Source organism: Streptomyces sp. NPDC127197 (assembly GCF_042672405.1).
Taxonomy (GTDB): Bacteria; Actinomycetota; Actinomycetes; order Streptomycetales; family Streptomycetaceae; genus Streptomyces; species Streptomyces flavusporus.
Window position 1 is genome coordinate 128067 of the sequence record NZ_JBHXVG010000013.1, and the last position, 18119, is coordinate 146185.

Sequence of the window (18119 nt, forward strand, 5' to 3'; positions counted from 1 at the left end):
CTGGATACTCGTGTCCATCTGCGGGCATGGCGAGCACTACGCATGGGCCGAGTGGCGTTACGCCACTTCGATGCCGTAATCCTGGACGAGCTGCTCAAGACCACCGGTGTAGCCCTTCCCACCGAGCACGAAGTCCCAGTCGCCACTTGGCCTGCGCCGGAAGGAGCCGAGCACCAACGCGGTCTCACGGGAGCGGCCGTCGGAGACCTCAAGCCGACCGAGTTCGGTCATCGCCGGGTCCAGCAACCGGATGCAGGCATCCGTGAACCCGGACAGGTCGGCCTCCGGGTTCACCTCTGGATCAACAGCCGCCACCAGCACGAACCGATCAGCCCCTTCCGGCAGCGCGTCGAATGAGACACGAATTGCCGCTTTGTCCGGCGCCGAAGCCGGCACTGCGCGTACCGAGCCGTCCGGAGTCTGCGCGTTGTTGAAGAAGATGAAGTGGTCTTCGCTGAGGACTCGGTTTCCGCGACAGACAAGCGCGCATACATCCAATGCAACGTTGCCGGACCATCTCATGCCCAACACGTTGTAGTCATCGGGCGGAGTTGCAGGATCAGAGGGCGTCGGCTGCGCTGGGGCCCCTCGGCCGCCCTCTCCCAGGCGTCCGCGAAGCCCGTGCTGTGCAACAGGTCGACAAGTTCGCTGCCCGAGATGAGCTCCAGGGGCTTGCCGCGAGCGAACGTATGCGAGCCAGGGCCGAAGCCTGACGTGGTCACCAGAACGCCCTTGTTGGCGCCGGCATCTTGGACCGTGCCGTACAAGTCGCGCACCGCCGTGGGCGGCACCGTGCTGCGGTAGCGCTTCACCTGTACGACGATCTTGCCGCCTCGGATGGGCGTCGGGTCCAACGCGTCGACATCCACGCCACCGTCATTCGAGCGCTGCGTCGTCACGGCCTGCATGCCCATGGCACGGAACAGGTCGGCAACAAGGGACTCAAAGGTGATCGGATCCATGTCATACAGATCCGGTTCCTCATCGCCGCCATGGGTGATGACACGGTTTCCGACGTCCTGGGGCTGCCGGCTCGGCCGTACAGCGGTGAGTTGGTCAGGCCGGCTCGCAAGCTGCCCCCGCAATGCGCCCGTCAAGCAGCTGACAGCGTCCACCTGTTCCAGGTGGAGATCGGTGAACACCGCCCGCGGCGCCATGACGGTCGCCAGAAAGATGTGCGCTTGCCTGCCTGTCGCTGGATCGTGGGCGTCCACGAAGCCGTTCAGGGCCACCGAGTCGAGGATGCCGTATTCGTCCGCTGCGAAGAGCTGGTGCAGGACCAGCAGCATGCTCTGCACCAACACCTCTCGGTACAGCGCACGGCGCTGGCTCACAGGACGTGCCGTTTCCTTGTCCTGGTCCTGGGAGGGTACGTACCTCACTGACTTCGCTTCCGGGACAACGTCGTACCCGGGCATCTCCCAGTCCAGCACCAACTGCCGCGCCGCAGTGTCGTACGCCGCCGAGACCTGCCGCGGAAACCCTTCGGGCCACGCCGTCGACGCGTAGAGAGCCGCCGAGAAGTACTCGACTACGGAGTCAGGATCACCCCGCCTGACCCCCTCGGTCACCTCGGCGATGCCAGCGTTGTGCCGACGCACCTCCGACCGCTGAGTCTCAGCCCTCTGCTCGTAGGCCCGCTGGAAGGCCGCCAACTGCTGCTGTCGCTGCGCTTCGGCAGCCTGTGCGGCTTGCCAGTCACGCTCGAAACGAGCCCGAGCCTCAGCCTGTGCCTGTGCGCGCCGGTTCGCCGTCCAGCCTCCCTGAGCTTGGTACTGGCTCGGATCCGGCATGCGCACCGGCCACGCGAGAGGACCCGGATCGAACGGCGCGATCTCTTCCGAGCGCATCAGGGACGACGCTCTGAAGGCTGGCGCCTGACAACCAGCGGCCAGCACCCCCTGCAAGGTCGCGACCTGAGCTTCCAGCTCCTCCGTACGGCGCCTGGCCTCCGCCTGGCGGTAGTCGCGGTGGCCCTGAGCAGCAAGGCGCTGATAGGCCTGCGCTTGTCGCGCCTCCTCCCGACGCTGTCTGATCTCAGCTTCCATCTGGCGCTGTTGCTGACGTTGCATCTCAGCCCAGACGCCGACAAAACCGGCAGAGCGACGACTCATGCGCTACAGGCCCCCTCCCCAGGACGTCGGCACCGCCGACGGAGCTCTGGTTGCCCCCACAACCAGCAGTAACGAGACGACTTTATCCAGCAATCGCCGTCCTGGATATCAACTTGCCACAGGCAACCCGAATCGACAGTTCGGGCAGGTCACCGCCCCCAGCGGCGCGAAGGCGAGGTCGCGCCGTGCAGTGCCCTCAGGGCGCACCAGACACCACTGAGCCCCCTCCGAATCGAAGGGGGCTCCAATGATCGCCAGGAGGCTTCAGCAGGACCGCAGGGGGCTCAGATCCACTCCACCTCTGAGTGGATGTCCGCGGTCCCTCCAGGACCCGGCAGAGGTGTTCGGGCCCGGTACTGCGTCACCGGCTGCCGACTACTCGACGCCCCGACAGCAGCCAGCGCAGCCGCCACCTCGTCCTCACTCGCCCCCGCCAGGGCATCCATCACCCGAACGAGTGCGTCGCTCACCTCAGTGCCCGTGCCCGCTCGGCGCCGGCGCAGCGTTCTTGACCGTCAGAGGCAGCAGCTTCTTCCCGGTCGGTCCGATTTGTATGGCCGTGTCCATCTGCGGACACACCCCACAGTCGAAGCAGGGCGTCCACCGGCAGTCCTCGACCTCTGTCTCGTCGAGGGCGTCCTGCCAGTCCTCCCACAACCAGTCCTTGTCCAGCCCCGAATCCAGGTGGTCCCAGGGCAGGACCTCCTCGTAGGTGCGCTCGCGCGTCGTGTACCAGTCGACGTCGACGCCGAAGGGGGCCAGCGCCTTCTCCGCGCAGTTCATCCAGCGGTCGTAGGAGAAGTGCTCGCGCCAGCCGTCGAAGCGGCCGCCGTCGTCGTAGACGGCGCGGATGATCGCGCCCACCCGCCGGTCACCCCGCGACAGCAGGCCCTCGACGATGCCCGGCTTGCCGTCGTGGTAGCGGAAGCCGATGGAGCGGCCGTACTTCTTGTCGCCGCGGATCTTGTCCCGGAGCTTCTCCAGGCGGGCGTCGGTCTCCTCCGCGGACAGCTGCGGCGCCCACTGGAACGGGGTGTGGGGCTTCGGCACGAACCCGCCGATCGACACCGTGCAGCGGATGTCGTTCGAGCGGGAGACCTCGCGGCCCTTCGCAATCACCTTCGTCGCCATGTCGGCGATCTGCAGCACGTCCTCGTCGGTCTCCGTCGGCAGGCCGCACATGAAGTACAGCTTCACCTGGCGCCAGCCGTTGCCGTACGCCGTGGCGACGGTCCGGATGAGGTCCTCTTCCGAGACCATCTTGTTGATGACCTTGCGGATGCGTTCCGAGCCGCCCTCCGGCGCGAAGGTCAGGCCGGAGCGGCGGCCGTTGCGCGTGAGCTCGTTCGCCAGGTCGATGTTGAAGGCGTCCACCCGGGTGGACGGCAGCGACAGGCCGATCTTGTCTTCCTCGTAGCGGTCCGCCAGGCCCTTCGCGATATCGCCGATCTCGGAGTGGTCCGCCGACGACAGGGACAGCAGGCCGACCTCCTCGAAGCCCGTCGCCTTCAGTCCCTTGTCGACCATCTCGCCGATGCCCGTGATGGAGCGCTCGCGCACCGGGCGGGTGATCATGCCGGCCTGGCAGAAGCGGCAGCCACGCGTGCAGCCGCGGAAGATCTCCACCGACATGCGCTCGTGGACCGTCTCGGCCAGCGGGACGAGGGGCTGCTTGGGGTACGGCCACTCGTCGAGGTCCATCACCGTGTGCTTGGACACGCGCCACGGCACACCCGACCTGTTCGGTACGACGCGGGCGATGCGGCCGTCGGGCAGGTACTCGACGTCGTAGAAGCCGGGGACGTACACCCCGCCGGTCTTCGCCAGCCGGAACAGCAGCTCCTCGCGGCCGCCGGGGCGGCCCTCGGCCTTCCAGGCGCGGACGAGCTCGGTGACCTCCAGGACGGCCTGCTCGCCGTCGCCGATGACCGCGCAGTCGATGAAGTCGGCGATCGGCTCGGGGTTGAAGGCCGCATGGCCGCCGGCCATGACGATCGGGTCGTCGACGGTGCGGTCCTTCGCCTCCAGCGGGATGCCGGCGAGGTCCAGGGCGGTGAGCATGTTCGTGTAGCCCAGCTCCGTGGAGAAGCTGATGCCGAGCACGTCGAAGGCCTTCACCGGCCGGTGGCTGTCCACGGTGAACTGCGGGACGCCGTGCTCACGCATCAGCGCCTCGAGGTCCGGCCACACGCTGTAGGTCCGCTCGGCGAGGACGCCCTCGCGCTCGTTGAGGACCTCGTAAAGGATCATGACGCCCTGGTTGGGCAGACCGACCTCGTACGCGTCCGGGTACATGAGCGCCCAGCGGACATCACAGGCGTCCCAGTCCTTGACAGTGGAGTTGAGCTCTCCACCGACGTACTGGATCGGCTTCTGCACATGCGGGAGCAGGGCTTCGAGCTGCGGGAAAACCGACTCGACAGACATCGTGGGACTTTCGTGAGCTGACAGGGGTGACCATCAAGCGTAACGCGGCCGGGCCCCTCGCCCGTACGCTCAGATCCCCGCCCCGCCTCTCATCCGCTCCCACGCCCCCGGCAGCTCCTCCTCCACCGCCGTGGCCCGCTGCTCCTCCCTGCCGTACAGCACGCCGTACGTGAACGAGCTCTCCCCCGCGGCGTGTGCCTGGTCGGCGAGCTCCTTGAGGGCCTCCCGGCTCATCACGCTGTCCTGGTGCTCCCCGAGCAGGCCCTGCAGCTCCTTCATGGACGAGACCAGCAGGGACGCCGACCGGCCGAGTGCGGGGGCCGCCGCCTCCGCCGCGTACCGGGCCCGCTTGGCCTTCTTGCGGGCCTCGTGCAGCGCCAGGTCGCGATCGTGCCCGGGAGGTGTGGCGAGGCCCTGCTCGACCAGCCCCGACACCGCGTCGAAGGCCTCGTGCATGGCGTCGGCGACCACCTTCGACGGCTTTCCGGCCGCCCCCTTGCGCAGCGGCGGGTCGGTGATCAGGGCGTCCAGCGCGGCCAGCAGCGCCAGGTACCGGGGGCCGTCGAGGACGTCGATGATCCGCCGCCGGGAGTCTCCGCTCCGGGACTGCGACCAGCTGTGCAGCCGCTCGCGCACCGGTGCGGTGACCAGGGCGGGTGGCAGTTCCCCGAGGATGGCGGTGAGCCGCTCGGCGAGCACTTCCTGGTCCCGGCCGGCGCCCAGCTCGCCCGCGAGCCACTTCAGTTCCTCGCCGACGGGGTCGGTGACGGCACGGTCGAGGACTTTCCGGTACGTCCTGAAAGTGCTGCGCATCCGCCGGGTGGCGACCCGCATGCGGTGCACCGAGTCCTCCACGTCCCGGCGTACGGCCGGATCGAGCTCGACGACGGCGTCCCGCTGGGCCCGCAGGTACGCCAGGACATGGTCACCGGCGGTGACGGGCTCGGTGCGGTCCGGCGTCCGGCGCTTCTTCTTCCCGCCGGTCTCCTCCAGGGCCCGGGCCAGCTTCGACGCCGACCGGGAGGGGCGCACGCCGGCCTTGCGGAGCCGCTTGTCGACCTTGTCGAGGAACGCCGGGTCACCCCCGTCGGCGAGCTCGACCTCGATCTCGGTCCACTCCGCTGCGCCGCCGCGTGCGGTGAGCCGATCGGCTCGTACGGCGTCCACGCTGACCTCGGCGAGCAGTCGTCCGTCGGCGTCCACGAGATGGCGTACGTCCCGGGCCGACCGCAACCGCACCAGCGGTTCCAGCTCTGCGTCGCGTACCCGGGAGCGGACGAGCCCGGCCAGGGCGGAGGGCACCTGGTCGGAGAGCGGCGCCCGGATCTCGTCCCGTACATCGGCCGCGACGGGGAACTTCAGATGCCAGCCGGCGTCCGAGCCGCCGGTGCGGCGGCGCAGGGTGATCGAGGACGCGGCCAGGCGCTGGTCGGCGGTGTCGTAGTAGGTGGCGTCCAGTTCGGCGAGGCCCTTGTCGATGACGGCCGCCACCCCGGCGACACCGGTCAGGTCGGGCAGCCCGCTGTCGTCGGACTCGTACTTGCGCTCGATCTCACGCTTCGTATCCGCCATGACCTGAATCTAGTGGGAGTCGAGGTCTGACGGCAGGGCAAGCCCCGGGTTAATACGGGAGAAACGTCACGCGGACAGCGGGCGTTGCACCCGGATCGACTGCAGCAGTCCCACCGCCACCCACACCGCGAACATCGACGAACCGCCGTACGACACGAACGGCAGGGGCAGACCGGTCACCGGCATGATGCCGAGCGTCATGCCGATGTTCTCGAAGGACTGGAAGGCGAACCAGGCCACGATCCCGGCGGCGACGATGGTGCCGTACAACTCGGTGGAGTCGAGGGCGATCCGGCATGCCCGCCACAGCACCACGCCGAGCAGCAGGATGATGAGTCCGCCGCCGAGGAAGCCCAGTTCCTCGCCCGCGACGGTGAAGACGAAGTCGGTCTGCTGTTCCGGCACGAACTGTCCGGTCGTCTGCGAGCCCTGGAACAGGCCCGACCCGGTCAGCCCGCCCGAACCGATCGCGATGCGCGCCTGGTTGGTGTTGTAGCCGACGCCCGCGGGGTCGAGGTCCGGGTTGGCGAAGGCCGCGAAGCGGTTGATCTGGTAGTCGTCGAGGATGTGCAGCTGCCAGACGGCGATCGCACCGATCGTGCCCGCCCCCAGCAGCCCGAACACCCACCGGTTGGATGCTCCGGACGCGAGCAGGACACCGAGCACGATCACGGCCATGACCATGACCGATCCGAGGTCGGGCATCAGCATCACGATCAGCATCGGCACGGTGGCCAGGCCCAGTGCCTGGACGACCGTGCGGTGGTCGGGGTGCTGCCGGTCGCCCGCGTCCACCCGGGTCGCCAGCAGCATCGCCATGCCGAGGATGATCGTGACCTTCACGAACTCCGACGGCTGGAGCGAGAAGCCGCCGCCGATCTGGATCCATGAGTGGGCGCCGTTGACCGTGGTGCCCAGCGGAGTGAGCACCAGCAGCACCAGGAAGACCGACGCCCCGTACAGGATCGGCACGGCGGTACGCAGTGTCCGGTGGCCGAGCCAGACCGTGCCGATCATCAGCGCGAAGCCAATGCCGGTGTTCAGCAGGTGCCGGATCAGGAAGTAGTACGGGTCGCCCTGGTTGATCTCGGTGCGGTTGCGGGTCGCCGAGTACACCAGAACCGAGCCGATCAGCGACAGCGCGATCGCGGCGAGCAGTATCGTCCAGTCGAGCCGCCGGGCCAGCGAGTCACGGGCGAACAGCCGTGTCCAGCCGGCCCGTTCGGGCCCGTATCCGGAGACGTGGAAGCTGTTCGCGCCCGTCATGTGAGCATCCTCCGGCGTCCCCTGCGGCCCTGCCGCCTGCGCGTGTCGCGATTGCCCGTGGTCGGCGTCTGCACGGTCGCCGCGGTCTGCACCTCACCGTCCGCGTCCTCGGGCGCCTTCTGGCTGGCCTGCTGTTCCTTCGCCGGGTCCTTGGAGATCTTGGGCGCGGTGATCGAACCGTCCGCATGAATCTTCGGGAGGGCCTTCTGCGGGGTGGGCAGCAGGGCGTTCTTCTTGTTGATGGTGCCGTCGTCGGAGACGCCGTACAGCGCGTCGTAGATGTTGCGCACGGCCGGGCCCGAGGCGCCGGAACCCGTACCACCCTGGGAGATGGTCATGACGATCGAGTAGTCGTCGGTGTACGTCGCGAACCACGAGGTCGTCTGCTTGCCGTAGACCTCGGCAGTGCCGGTCTTGGCGTGCATCGGGATCTTGTCCTGCGGCCAGCCGACATCGGCGAACCGCCAGGCGGCGGTACCGCGGGTGGCGACGCCCTCGAGAGCCTTGTCCATCTGCGCCAGCGTCTGCCGGGTGACCGGCAGCCTGCCGTGCGACTCGGGCTCGATCTCCGAGACCTGCTTGCCGTCGGCGCTGACGACGGCCTTGCCGACGGTCGGGTCGTACAGGGTGCCGCCGTTGGCGATGGCCGCGTAGATCGTGGCCATCTGAATCGGCGTCACCAGGGTGTCGCCCTGGCCGATCGAGTAGTTGATCTCGTCACCGGCGCGCATCTTGTTGCCCTCGAGGCAGTTCTCGTAGGCGATCTGCTCGACGTAGTCGCCGTCCTTCTTGCCCGTCTTGCACCAGGCGTCCTTGTTGGCCTCCCAGTACTGCTGCTTCCACTGGCGGTCGGGGACCCGGCCGGTGACCTCGTTGGGCAGGTCGATACCGGTCTCCTTGCCGAGGCCGAACTGGTGGGCGGCCTTGTAGAACCAGTCCTTCGGCTTGCCCTTGGGGTTGATGCCGCCGTCCTTCTTCCACTCGCTGTGCGCGAGCTGGTAGTAGACGGTGTCGCAGGAGACCTCGAGGGCGCGGCCGAGGTCGATCGGGCCGTGGTTCTGGGACTCGAAGTTCTTGAAGACCTGGCCGCCGACCGAGTACGCGCTGGAGCAGTTGTAGCGGCCGTCGAAGGCGTAGCCGGCCTGGACGGCGGCCGCGGTGGAGACCACCTTGAAGATCGAGCCGGGCGCGGCCTGACCCTGTATGGCCCGGTTGAGCAGCGGGTAGTTGGACTTCTTCCCGGTGAGGCTCGCGTAGTCCTTGGCGGAGATGCCGCCGACCCAGGCGTTGGGGTCGTACGTCGGGTTGGAGGCCATGGCGACGATCCGGCCGGTCTTCGCCTCCATCACCACGACGGCGCCGGAGTCGGCCTTGTACCGCTCGTTGGTGTTGCGGTCCCACTCCTTGCGGGCGGCCTTCATCGCCTCGTTCAGCTCGTACTCGGCGACCCGCTGCACGCGTGCGTCGATGCTGGTGACCAGGTTGGAGCCGGGCTCGGCGGCGTCGGACTCGGCCTGCCCGATGACCCGGCCGAGGTTGTCGACCTCGTAGCGGGTGACACCGGCCTTGCCGCGCAACTCCTTGTCGTACTGCCGCTCCAGGCCGGACCGGCCGACCTGGTCGGAGCGCAGATACGGCGAGTCGGTGTCCTCGGACTGCTGGATCTCGTCGTCGGTGACCGGGGAGAGGTAGCCGAGGACCTGGGCGGTGTTGGCCGCGCCGGGGCTCGGGTAGCGGCGTACGGCCTGCGGTTCGGCGGTGATGCCGGGGAAGTCCTCGGCGCGTTCACGGATCTGCAGGGCCTGGCGCGGGGTGGCCTCGTCGGTGATGGGGATCGGCTGGTACGGCGAGCCGTTCCAGCACGGCTGCGGCGTCTGCGCGTCGCACAGCCGCACCTTCTCCATGACCTCCTTGGGCTGCATGCCCAGCACTCCGGCCAGTTTGGTGAGGACGCCCTCGCCGTCGTCCTTCATCTTCAGCAGTTCGGTACGGGAGGCGGAGACCACGAGCCGGGTCTCGTTGTCGGCGAGCGGCACGCCGCGCGCGTCCAGGATCGAGCCGCGTACGGCGGGCTGGACGACCTGCTGGACGTGGTTGCCGGACGCCTCCTTGGCGTAGGCCTCGCCCTCGCGGATCTGGAGGTACCACAGGCGGCCGCCGAGCGTGGCGAGGAGGGAGAGGACGAGAACCTGGATGACGATGAGCCGGGTCTGGACCCGTGGGGTCCGGCCGGTCTCGGGGATGTTGGTCACTGCGGCTGCTCCCCCTCTCCGTGTGTGTACGAGTGATATACGACGAAGCTGTGAGCCCCGGCGGTCGCCAACTCCCCTGCGTTCACAGCCGCTTGACCCCCTTGATGCGTCCGGCCCGAGCCATCCGCGAGCGGGCCGCCTTCACCTTGAGGCCGCCGAGTCCGCCGCGTTGGCTGCCGATGCGCAGGCCGGTGCCGGAGGAGAGCCAGCCGGAGGAGATGTCGGTCGCCTTGGACGCCGAGCCGGACTCCAGCGGGTCGTTCTCGGCGCGCCGGGCCAGCGCCATGACGCCGGGGACGACGAAGGGGGCGAGCAGCAGGTCGTACAGGGCGGCCGTGAACAGCAGGCTCGGCAGGCCGACATGGCGGGCGGCGGTGTCGCCGACGAGGGCGCCCACCCCGGCGTACAGCAGCGTGCTGCCGATCGCTGCGGCGACCACGACCGCCATCGGTGCGGTGGCCGACTTCACCTGGCCGTTCTCCGGCTTCACCAGGCCGGCCAGATAGCCGATGACGCACAGCACCAGCGCATAGCGGCCGGCGGCATGGTCGGCGGGCGGGGCCAGATCGGCGAGGAGCCCGGCGCCGAAGCCGATGAGGGCGCCGCCGACATGGCCGTAGACCAGGGCGAGGCCCAGCACGGTGAGCAGCATCAGGTCGGGGACGGCGCCCGGCAGATGGAGGCGGGCGAGGACGCTCACCTGGAGCACCAGGGCGACGACGACCAGGGTGGAGGAGAGCAGGATCCTGTTGAAGCGCATGAGTTCAGCTCCCCCTACTGGTCTTGCTCTTGCTGGGACTGCCCGTCGGTGGGCTCCTCCGAGGTTTCCGCGCCCGGGGTCACCGTCACCGTCACGGTGGGCGTCGGCGTGGGCCTGGGCTTGGCCGGGAGCACCGTGTCGCGCGGGTCCTTCTCGGGGGCCTGGACGACGACGCCGACGACGTCGAGCTTGGTGAAGCTGACGTACGGCGTGACGTACAGGGTGCGGGTCAGACCGCCGCCGGAGGGGTCGACGCGGGAGACGACGCCCACGGGCACCCCGGGCACGAACGGCTTGTCGGCCTGCGAGCCGAAGGTGACCAGGCGGTCGCCCTTCTTGATCCGGGCCTTGCCGTTGAGGAGTTCGACGCGCAGCGGGCGATCGCCCTGCCCGGAGGCGAAGCCGAGCTCGTCGCTGCCCTCCATCCGCGTGCCGACGGTGAAGTCGGGGTCGCTGGCGAGCAGGACGGTCGCGGTGTTCGGGCCGACGGTGGTGACCCGGCCGACCAGGCCGTCGCCGTTGAGGACGGTCATGTCGCGCTGGATGCCGTCGTTCGCGCCGACGTCGACGGTGATGGTCCAGGAGAAGCCCTGCGCGGCTCCTATGGCGATGACTTCGGCGCCCTTGATGCCGTACTGGCCGGCGCCGGCGACCTTCAGCATCTTGTCGAGCTGCTGCAGCCGGCTGCGATTGCGGTCGTCGCTGCCGAGTCTGGCCTTGAGGGCCGCGTTCTCCCGCTCCAACTCGGCGAGCCGGTCGTGCCGCTCGCCGGAGTCACGGATCGCGGCGATCGCGTTGCCCACCGGGTCGACCGCGGAGGACACCCCGTTCTCGATCGGGCCGAAGACCGTGGCCGCGGCCTGTCGGGCACCGTCGACCGGTGAGTCCTCCCCGCCGCGGATGTCCACCGTGATCAGTGCGAACGCAATGGCGATCAGCAGCACCAGGAGCAGCCGGCTCTCTCGTGTGTCCCTCACGTGCGGCGGCCGTGCCCTTCCTCATAGGAATCCGGGAAATCGGGTGAGCCCGAAAGGAATCCCCAGGGAAACCCGGCGGGCTGTTTTGTGGCAGCTTATGCCTCTATATCAACGATCCGCCGTACGAGGGGGAATCATCTCGTACGGCGGAGTCGAAGAGTTACGTCATCTGCGCGGCTGGGCGTCCAGTACCTGCTGGAGCGCCTCGAACTCCTCGACGCACTTGCCGGAACCGAGCGCCACGCTGTCCAGCGGGTCCTCGGCGATGTGGATCGGCATACCGGTCTCGCGGCGCAACCGCTCGTCCAGGCCGCGCAGCAGGGCACCGCCGCCGGTCAGCACGATTCCGCGGTCCATGATGTCGCCGGACAGCTCCGGCGGACACTTGTCGAGCGTCGTCTTCACCGCGTCCACAATCGCGTTGACGGGCTCCTCGATCGCCTTGCGTACTTCGGCGGCCGAGATGACGACGGTCTTGGGCAGTCCGGAGACGAGGTCCCGGCCGCGGATTTCGGTGTGCTCGTCGGAGTCGAGTTCGTACGCCGAACCGATCGTGATCTTGATCTGCTCGGCCGTGCGCTCACCCAGCAGGAGCGAGTACTCCTTCTTGATGTGCTGGATGATCGCGTTGTCCAGCTCGTCGCCCGCGACGCGGATGGACTGGGCGGTGACGATGCCGCCGAGGGAGATGACCGCGACCTCCGTGGTGCCGCCGCCGATGTCCACCACCATGTTGCCCGTGGCCTCGTGGACCGGCAGGCCGGAGCCGATGGCGGCGGCCATGGGCTCCTCGATGATGTGCACCTGGCGGGCGCCGGCCTGGGACGACGCCTCGATGACGGCACGGCGCTCGACGCCCGTGATGCCCGAGGGCACACAGACGACGACCCGCGGACGAGCCAGATACCGCCGCTTGTGGATCTTCAGGATGAAGTAGCGGAGCATCCGCTCGGTGATCTCGAAGTCGGCGATCACGCCGTCCTTCAGTGGACGTACGGCAACGATGTTGCCCGGCGTGCGCCCGATCATCTTCTTGGCTTCGGCACCGACCGCGAGGATGCCACCGGTGTTGGTGTTGATCGCGACGACGGACGGCTCGTTGAGTACGATCCCGCGACCCCTGACGTACACCAGCGTGTTGGCGGTCCCGAGGTCGACAGCCATGTCACGGCCGATGAACGACATTGAGTTCCCCATCAGGATTCGTCTGGCCTTCCCACGGAGCTTTTGAGGGCTTTTCAGGTCGGCGAAGTGGGTTGCTGTGACGTGAAGGCTTCCATCGTAGACGCGCCTCCCCGCCCACTGCGCGAGGGTCTTCGCCATTGTCGGCAGATGGCGTGTCGCCTCGCTTGTGGAGACGGGCCATCGGGGGCACTCGTTCCCCCGATCGGCACGTGTATGCCGGGGGACGGCCGGGAATGCGCGGCCGTCCCAGGTCAGGCGGCTGGGAAAGGTGACGGCCCCTCAGAAGGGCCCTCGGTGAATTCGTTCCGCTTCTACGGCGACCGGTCAGGCGCGGCCGGGGAAGAAGATCTTCACCTCGCGTTCGGCGGACTCCTCGGAGTCGGAGGCGTGGATGAGGTTCTCACGGACGATCACGCCGTAGTCACCGCGGATGGAACCGGGCGCCGCGGCGATCGGGTCGGTCGGACCGGCCAGCGCGCGCAGGCCCTCGATGACCCGCTCGCCCTCGACGATCATCGCCACGACCGGGCCCGAGGCCATGAACTCCACCAGCGGCTCGTAGAAGGGCTTGCCCTTGTGCTCGCCGTAGTGCTGCTCCAGCGTCTCCTGGTCCAGGGTGCGCAGCTCCAGCGCGGTGATCTGCCAGCCGGCCTTGCGCTCGATACGGCTGATGATCTCGCCGGTCAGGCCGCGACGGACGGCGTCGGGCTTGAGCAGGACGAGGGTCCGCTGGGTCACGACGGGGCTCCTTCGAAGGAAAAGGTGTGCGGGGTGGAGATGAGGCTACAGGGCTGGTCCCGGCGCCTGTTACGCAGCGTCAGCCGATGAGCCGGCCTGGGCCGCGAATCGTGCCTTGGCCTCGTCGATCTTCCTGCCGTAGTGCACCGACGCCCACCACAGCGCGGCGAACATCGCACCCATGAAGAACATGGTCGGGACGACGAAACCGGAGGCGATCAGACCGATCTGCAGGGCCCAGCCGAGGGCCACGCCGCCCGGCCGGGTGACCAGACCGCACAGCAGCAGACACAGGAACATCGCGATGCCGCTGACCGTCCAGACCGTCGACATCGACAGGTCGGGGTCCTTCATCGCGACCAACCCGGCGAAGCCGATGACGAAGAACTCGCCGATCAGGGTCGAAGCACAGAGCGTACGCACGAGAGTCAGCCCCTCCCCAGGAGCAGTCGGGCCTCACCGACGGTGATGACGGAGCCGGTCACGAGCACGCCGCCGCCCGCGAACTCGCCCTCCTCCTCGGCCAGGGTGATCGCGGCCTCCAGCGCGTCCGGCAGCCGCGGCTCGACCTGGACGCGCTCCTCGCCGAACACCTCGACGGCGATCGCGGCCAGCTCGTCGGCGTCCATCGCGCGATGGCTGGAGTTCTGTGTGACGACGACCTCGGCGAAGACCGGCTCGAAGGCCTCCAGCAGCCCGCGTGCGTTCTTGTCGCCGCTTGCGCCCACGACCCCGATGAGCCGGCTGAACTGGAAGGCCTCCCCGATCGCCGTGGCGGCCGCGCGGGCCCCCGCCGGATTGTGCGCGGCGTCCAGCACGACGGTCGGCGACCGCCGTACGACCTCCAGCCGCCCCGGCGAGGCGACGGCCGCGAACGCCTTGCGCACCGTGTCGATGTCGAGGGGCTCGGCCCGCTGGGCGCCCACCCCGAAGAAGGCCTCGACGGCGGCGAGCGCGACGGCGGCGTTGTGCGCCTGGTGGGCGCCGTGCAGCGGCAGATACACCTCGGTGTACTCACCGCCGAGCCCGCGCAGGGTGACGAGCTGCCCGCCGACGGCGACCTGCCGGTCCACCACCCCGAACTCGAGCCCCTCCCGCGCCACGGTCGCATCGACCTCGACGGCCTTCTTCAGCAGCACCTGCGCCGCGTCCACCGGCTGCTGCGCCATGATCACGGTCGAGCCGGGCTTCACGATCCCGGCCTTCTCAGCGGCGATCTCACCGGGCGTGGCACCGAGCCGGTCGGTGTGGTCGAGGTCGATGGGGGTGACGACGGCGACGTCCCCGTCGATCACGTTGGTGGCGTCCCAGGAGCCGCCCATGCCCACTTCGACGACAGCGACATCGACGGGCGCGTCGGCGAAGGCGGCGTACGCCATGCCGGTCAGCACCTCGAAGAAGGACAGCCGGAACTCCTGCTGGGCGTCGACCATCTCGATGTACGGCTTGATGTCGTGGTACGTCTCGATGAACCGCTCGGCGGAGACCGGCGCCCCGTCGAGGCTGATCCGCTCGGTGACGGACTGCACGTGCGGGGACGTGTACCGCCCGGTACGCAGCTCGAAAGCGCCCAGCAGGGCCTCGATCATGCGGGCGGTGGAGGTCTTGCCGTTGGTGCCGGTGATGTGGATCGAAGGGTACGACCGCTGCGGCTCCCCGAGCACATCCATCAGCGCGGAGATCCGCGCGACGGACGGCTCCAGCTTGGTCTCGCCCCACCGCGTCGCAAGCTCCGCCTCGACCTCCCGCAGCGCCTTGTCGACCTCGGGATCCTCGGGCCGCCCCGGCACATCGGCCTGCGGCGGACCGCCCTGCGTCCGCAGGGTCCGGCTGCCGGCCTCGATCACCGCGAGGTCGGGGTCACGCTCGGTCTCGGCGGCGATGATCTCGTCAAACGCCTCAACGGGGTCGGGCTGATCGTGACTGTCGTTCGGGGGGAGCTCGCTCACGAAGCCAGTCTACGGAGGGCCGGGCCTCGACGTGCCTGCGGGCGGTCGTGCCGCTGCCGCCCCAGCTGCGGGCAGTCGTGCCGCTGGGGCGATGGGGGTCCCCCCGCTCGAGCGAAGCCGAGAGTGGGGGAGGGTGGGCGCAGCGGCACCCCGCAGCGCCGGGCCGCGCATCGCCCCCCACCCAGCACGAGACCCCCGGAACCAAAAAGTTCCGGGGGCCTGCACCGACGTAAAACCGCCACCTACGCCGAAGGCAACCGCTCCAGCTGCGCCTGAATCCGCGCAATATCCTCATCGGCCTTGGCCAGCCGCCCCCGGATCTTGTCCACGACATGATCCGGCGCCTTCGCCAGAAACGCCTCGTTCCCCAGCTTCGCCGTAGCCTGCGCCTTCTCCTTCTCCGCAGCAGCAAGATCCTTGGCCAACCGCTTCCGCTCCGCGGCAACGTCGATCACGCCGGACAGATCCAGCGCGACCTCGACCCCCGCCACCGGCAATGTCGCGGTCGCCGCGAAGCCCTCCCCCTCCGGCTGGAGACGCAGCAGCTGACGGATCGCGGCCTCGTGCACGGCGAGGACCGAGCCGTCGAGGGCGAGACGGGCCGGAACCCGCTGCCCCGGCTGCAGCCCCTGGTCCGCCCGGAACCGCCGCACCTCGGTGATGACGGCCTGCAGCGTCTCGATCTCCCGCTCGGCGTCCGCGTCCCGGAACCCGCTGTCCTTGGGCCACTCGGCGATAACCACCGACTCACCACCGGTCAGCGTCGTCCACAGCGTCTCCGTGACGAACGGAACGACCGGGTGCAGCAGCCGCAGCGTGACGTCCAGGACCTCACCCAGAACCCGCTTGCTGACCTCAGCCGCCTCACCGCCGCCGGCAAACGTCGTCTTGGACAGCTCGACGTACCAGTCGAACACCTCGTCCCACGCGAAGTGGAACAGCGCGTCGGACAGCTTCGCGAACTGGTAGTCCTCGTAGTACGCGTCGACCTCGGCGACCACCGAGTTCAGTCGCGACAGAATCCACCGGTCCGTCGACGACATCTTCGACGCGTCCGGCAGCGGACCCTCCACCGTCGCGCCGTTCATCAGCGCGAAGCGCGTGGCGTTCCAGATCTTGTTGGCGAAGTTCCGGGACCCCTGGACCCAGTCCTCACCGATCGGGACGTCGACGCCGGGGTTGGCACCGCGCGCGAGGGTGAACCGGAGCGCATCGCTGCCGTACTTGTCCATCCAGTCCAGCGGATTGACGACGTTCCCGAAGGACTTCGACATCTTCTTGCCGTTCTGGTCACGGACCATGCCGTGCAGGGCGATGGTGTGGAACGGCGGGGTGCCGTCCATCGCGTACAGCCCGAACATCATCATGCGGGCGACCCAGAAGAAGAGGATGTCGTAGCCGGTGACCAGGACGGAGTTCGGGTAGAACTTCGCGAGACTCTCGGTCTGCTCCGGCCAGCCGAGCGTGGAGAACGGCCACAGGCCGGACGAGAACCAGGTGTCGAGGACGTCGGAGTCCTGACGCCAGCCCTCACCGGTCGGCGGCTCCTCGTCGGGACCGACACAGACGACCTCGCCGTTCGGCCCGTACCAGACCGGAATCCGGTGACCCCACCACAACTGCCGCGAGATGCACCAGTCGTGGAGGTTGTCGACCCAGTCGAAGTACCGCTTCTCCATCTCCTGCGGGTGGATGGTGACCTTGCCCTCGCGGACCGCGTCACCGGCGGCCTTGGCGAGCGGGCCGACCTTGACCCACCACTGCATGGAGAGCCTGGGCTCGATCGTGGTCTTGCAGCGCGAGCAGTGGCCGACGGAGTGGACGTACGGCCGCTTCTCGGCGACGATCCGGCCCTCGGCGCGCAGCGCGGCGACGATCGCGGAGCGGGCCTCGAGCCGGTCCAGGCCCTGGAAGGGGCCGTGGGCGGTGATGACGGCGTGCTCGTCCATGATCGTGACGGCCGGCAGGTCGTGCCGCTGGCCGATCTCGAAGTCGTTCGGGTCGTGTGCCGGGGTGACCTTGACGGCACCCGTGCCGAACTCGGGGTCGACGTGCTCGTCCGCGACGACCGGGATGGAACGGTCGGTCAGCGGCAGCTTGATGAGCTTGCCGACGAGGTGCCGGTACCGCTCGTCGTCGGGGTGGACGGCGACCGCCGTGTCACCGAGCATCGTCTCGGCACGGGTGGTGGCGACGACGATGGTGTCGTCCCCGTCCCCGTACTTCATGGAGACCAGCTCGCCGTCGTCGTCCTGGTACTCGACCTCGATGTCGGAAATGGCGGTGAGGCACCGGGGACACCAGTTGATGATGCGCTCGGCGCGGTAGATCAGCTCGTCGTCGTAGAGCCGCTTGAAGATGGTCTGAACGGCCTGGGACAAGCCCTCGTCCATGGTGAACCGCTCACGCGACCAGGCAACGCCGTCGCCGAGGCGCCGCATCTGCCCGGAGATCTGCCCACCGGACTCGGCCTTCCACTGCCAGACCCGCTCGACGAAGGCCTCGCGTCCCAGGTCGTGCCGGGACTTGGCCTCCTTCGCGAGCTCCCGCTCGACGACGTTCTGCGTGGCGATACCGGCGTGGTCCATGCCGGGCTGCCACAGCGTCTCGTACCCCTGCATCCGCTTGCGGCGGGTGATGACGTCGATGAGGGTGTGCTCGAAGGCGTGCCCCAGGTGCAGGCTGCCCGTGACGTTCGGCGGCGGGATGACAACGGTGAACGGCGGCTTGTCGCTCTTCGCGTCCGCCTCGAAGTAACCCCGCTCTACCCAGCGCTCGTACAGCGTCCCCTCTACCTCGGCCGGCGCGTACTGGGTCGGCAGTTCGGTCGTGGGCGCTGGTGGCTGCTGCTGAGCGTTCTCGGTCACGGGGTCAGTTTA

11 protein-coding genes and 1 pseudogene are annotated in these 18119 nt (G+C 68.7%); all 12 read right to left on the bottom strand.

Translation table 11 applies throughout. The features are described from left to right. Positions 1-57: 57 nt before the first annotated feature. Positions 58-2114: pseudogene (locus ACFVJQ_RS21805) on the bottom strand (restriction endonuclease). Between the two features lie 471 nt (positions 2115-2585). Further along, on the bottom strand, positions 2586-4541 hold the full coding sequence (locus tag ACFVJQ_RS21810) for a TIGR03960 family B12-binding radical SAM protein (RefSeq protein WP_385785971.1): 1956 nt from the start codon (positions 4539-4541) through the stop codon (positions 2586-2588). A gap of 69 nt (positions 4542-4610) precedes the next feature. Then, on the bottom strand, positions 4611-6113 hold the full coding sequence (locus ACFVJQ_RS21815; protein WP_385785974.1) for a CHAD domain-containing protein: 1503 nt from the start codon (positions 6111-6113) through the stop codon (positions 4611-4613). A 66-nt stretch (positions 6114-6179) separates the two neighbouring features. After that, entirely contained in the window at positions 6180-7379 is a 1200-nt protein-coding gene (gene rodA / locus ACFVJQ_RS21820) for a rod shape-determining protein RodA (protein ID WP_385510389.1), read from the bottom strand. Next, a complete protein-coding gene (mrdA, locus tag ACFVJQ_RS21825; protein ID WP_385785977.1) occupies positions 7376-9631 on the bottom strand; it encodes a penicillin-binding protein 2 in 2256 nt (751 codons plus the stop codon). The genes rodA and mrdA overlap by 4 nt, the downstream gene beginning before the upstream one ends. An 82-nt stretch (positions 9632-9713) precedes the next feature. Then, the gene (gene mreD / locus ACFVJQ_RS21830; protein WP_385510386.1) at positions 9714-10391 is read right to left on the bottom strand and encodes a rod shape-determining protein MreD; all 678 of its coding nucleotides are present in this window, start codon (positions 10389-10391) and stop codon (positions 9714-9716) included. Positions 10392-10405: 14 nt separating this feature from the next. Next, positions 10406-11368 carry a rod shape-determining protein MreC gene (gene mreC / locus ACFVJQ_RS21835; protein ID WP_385510385.1) on the bottom strand — a complete coding sequence of 321 codons (963 nt, stop codon included), beginning with the start codon at positions 11366-11368 and terminating at the stop codon, positions 10406-10408. A 165-nt stretch (positions 11369-11533) separates the two neighbouring features. Next, positions 11534-12553 carry a rod shape-determining protein gene (locus tag ACFVJQ_RS21840; protein ID WP_046734341.1) on the bottom strand — a complete coding sequence of 340 codons (1020 nt, stop codon included), beginning with the start codon at positions 12551-12553 and terminating at the stop codon, positions 11534-11536. A gap of 324 nt (positions 12554-12877) precedes the next feature. Then, the gene (gene ndk / locus ACFVJQ_RS21845) at positions 12878-13291 is read right to left on the bottom strand and encodes a nucleoside-diphosphate kinase (RefSeq protein ID WP_129802331.1); all 414 of its coding nucleotides are present in this window, start codon (positions 13289-13291) and stop codon (positions 12878-12880) included. A gap of 69 nt (positions 13292-13360) precedes the next feature. Further along, positions 13361-13714 carry a DUF4233 domain-containing protein gene (locus ACFVJQ_RS21850; protein WP_385510384.1) on the bottom strand — a complete coding sequence of 118 codons (354 nt, stop codon included), beginning with the start codon at positions 13712-13714 and terminating at the stop codon, positions 13361-13363. A 5-nt stretch (positions 13715-13719) separates the two neighbouring features. Then, a complete protein-coding gene (locus ACFVJQ_RS21855) occupies positions 13720-15240 on the bottom strand; it encodes a bifunctional folylpolyglutamate synthase/dihydrofolate synthase (protein ID WP_385510383.1) in 1521 nt (506 codons plus the stop codon). 242 nt (positions 15241-15482) lie between these two features. Then, positions 15483-18107: a valine--tRNA ligase gene (locus tag ACFVJQ_RS21860; RefSeq protein ID WP_385785982.1), complete on the bottom strand. Its 2625-nt coding sequence runs from the start codon at positions 18105-18107 to the stop codon at positions 15483-15485. Positions 18108-18119: the final 12 nt, after the last annotated feature.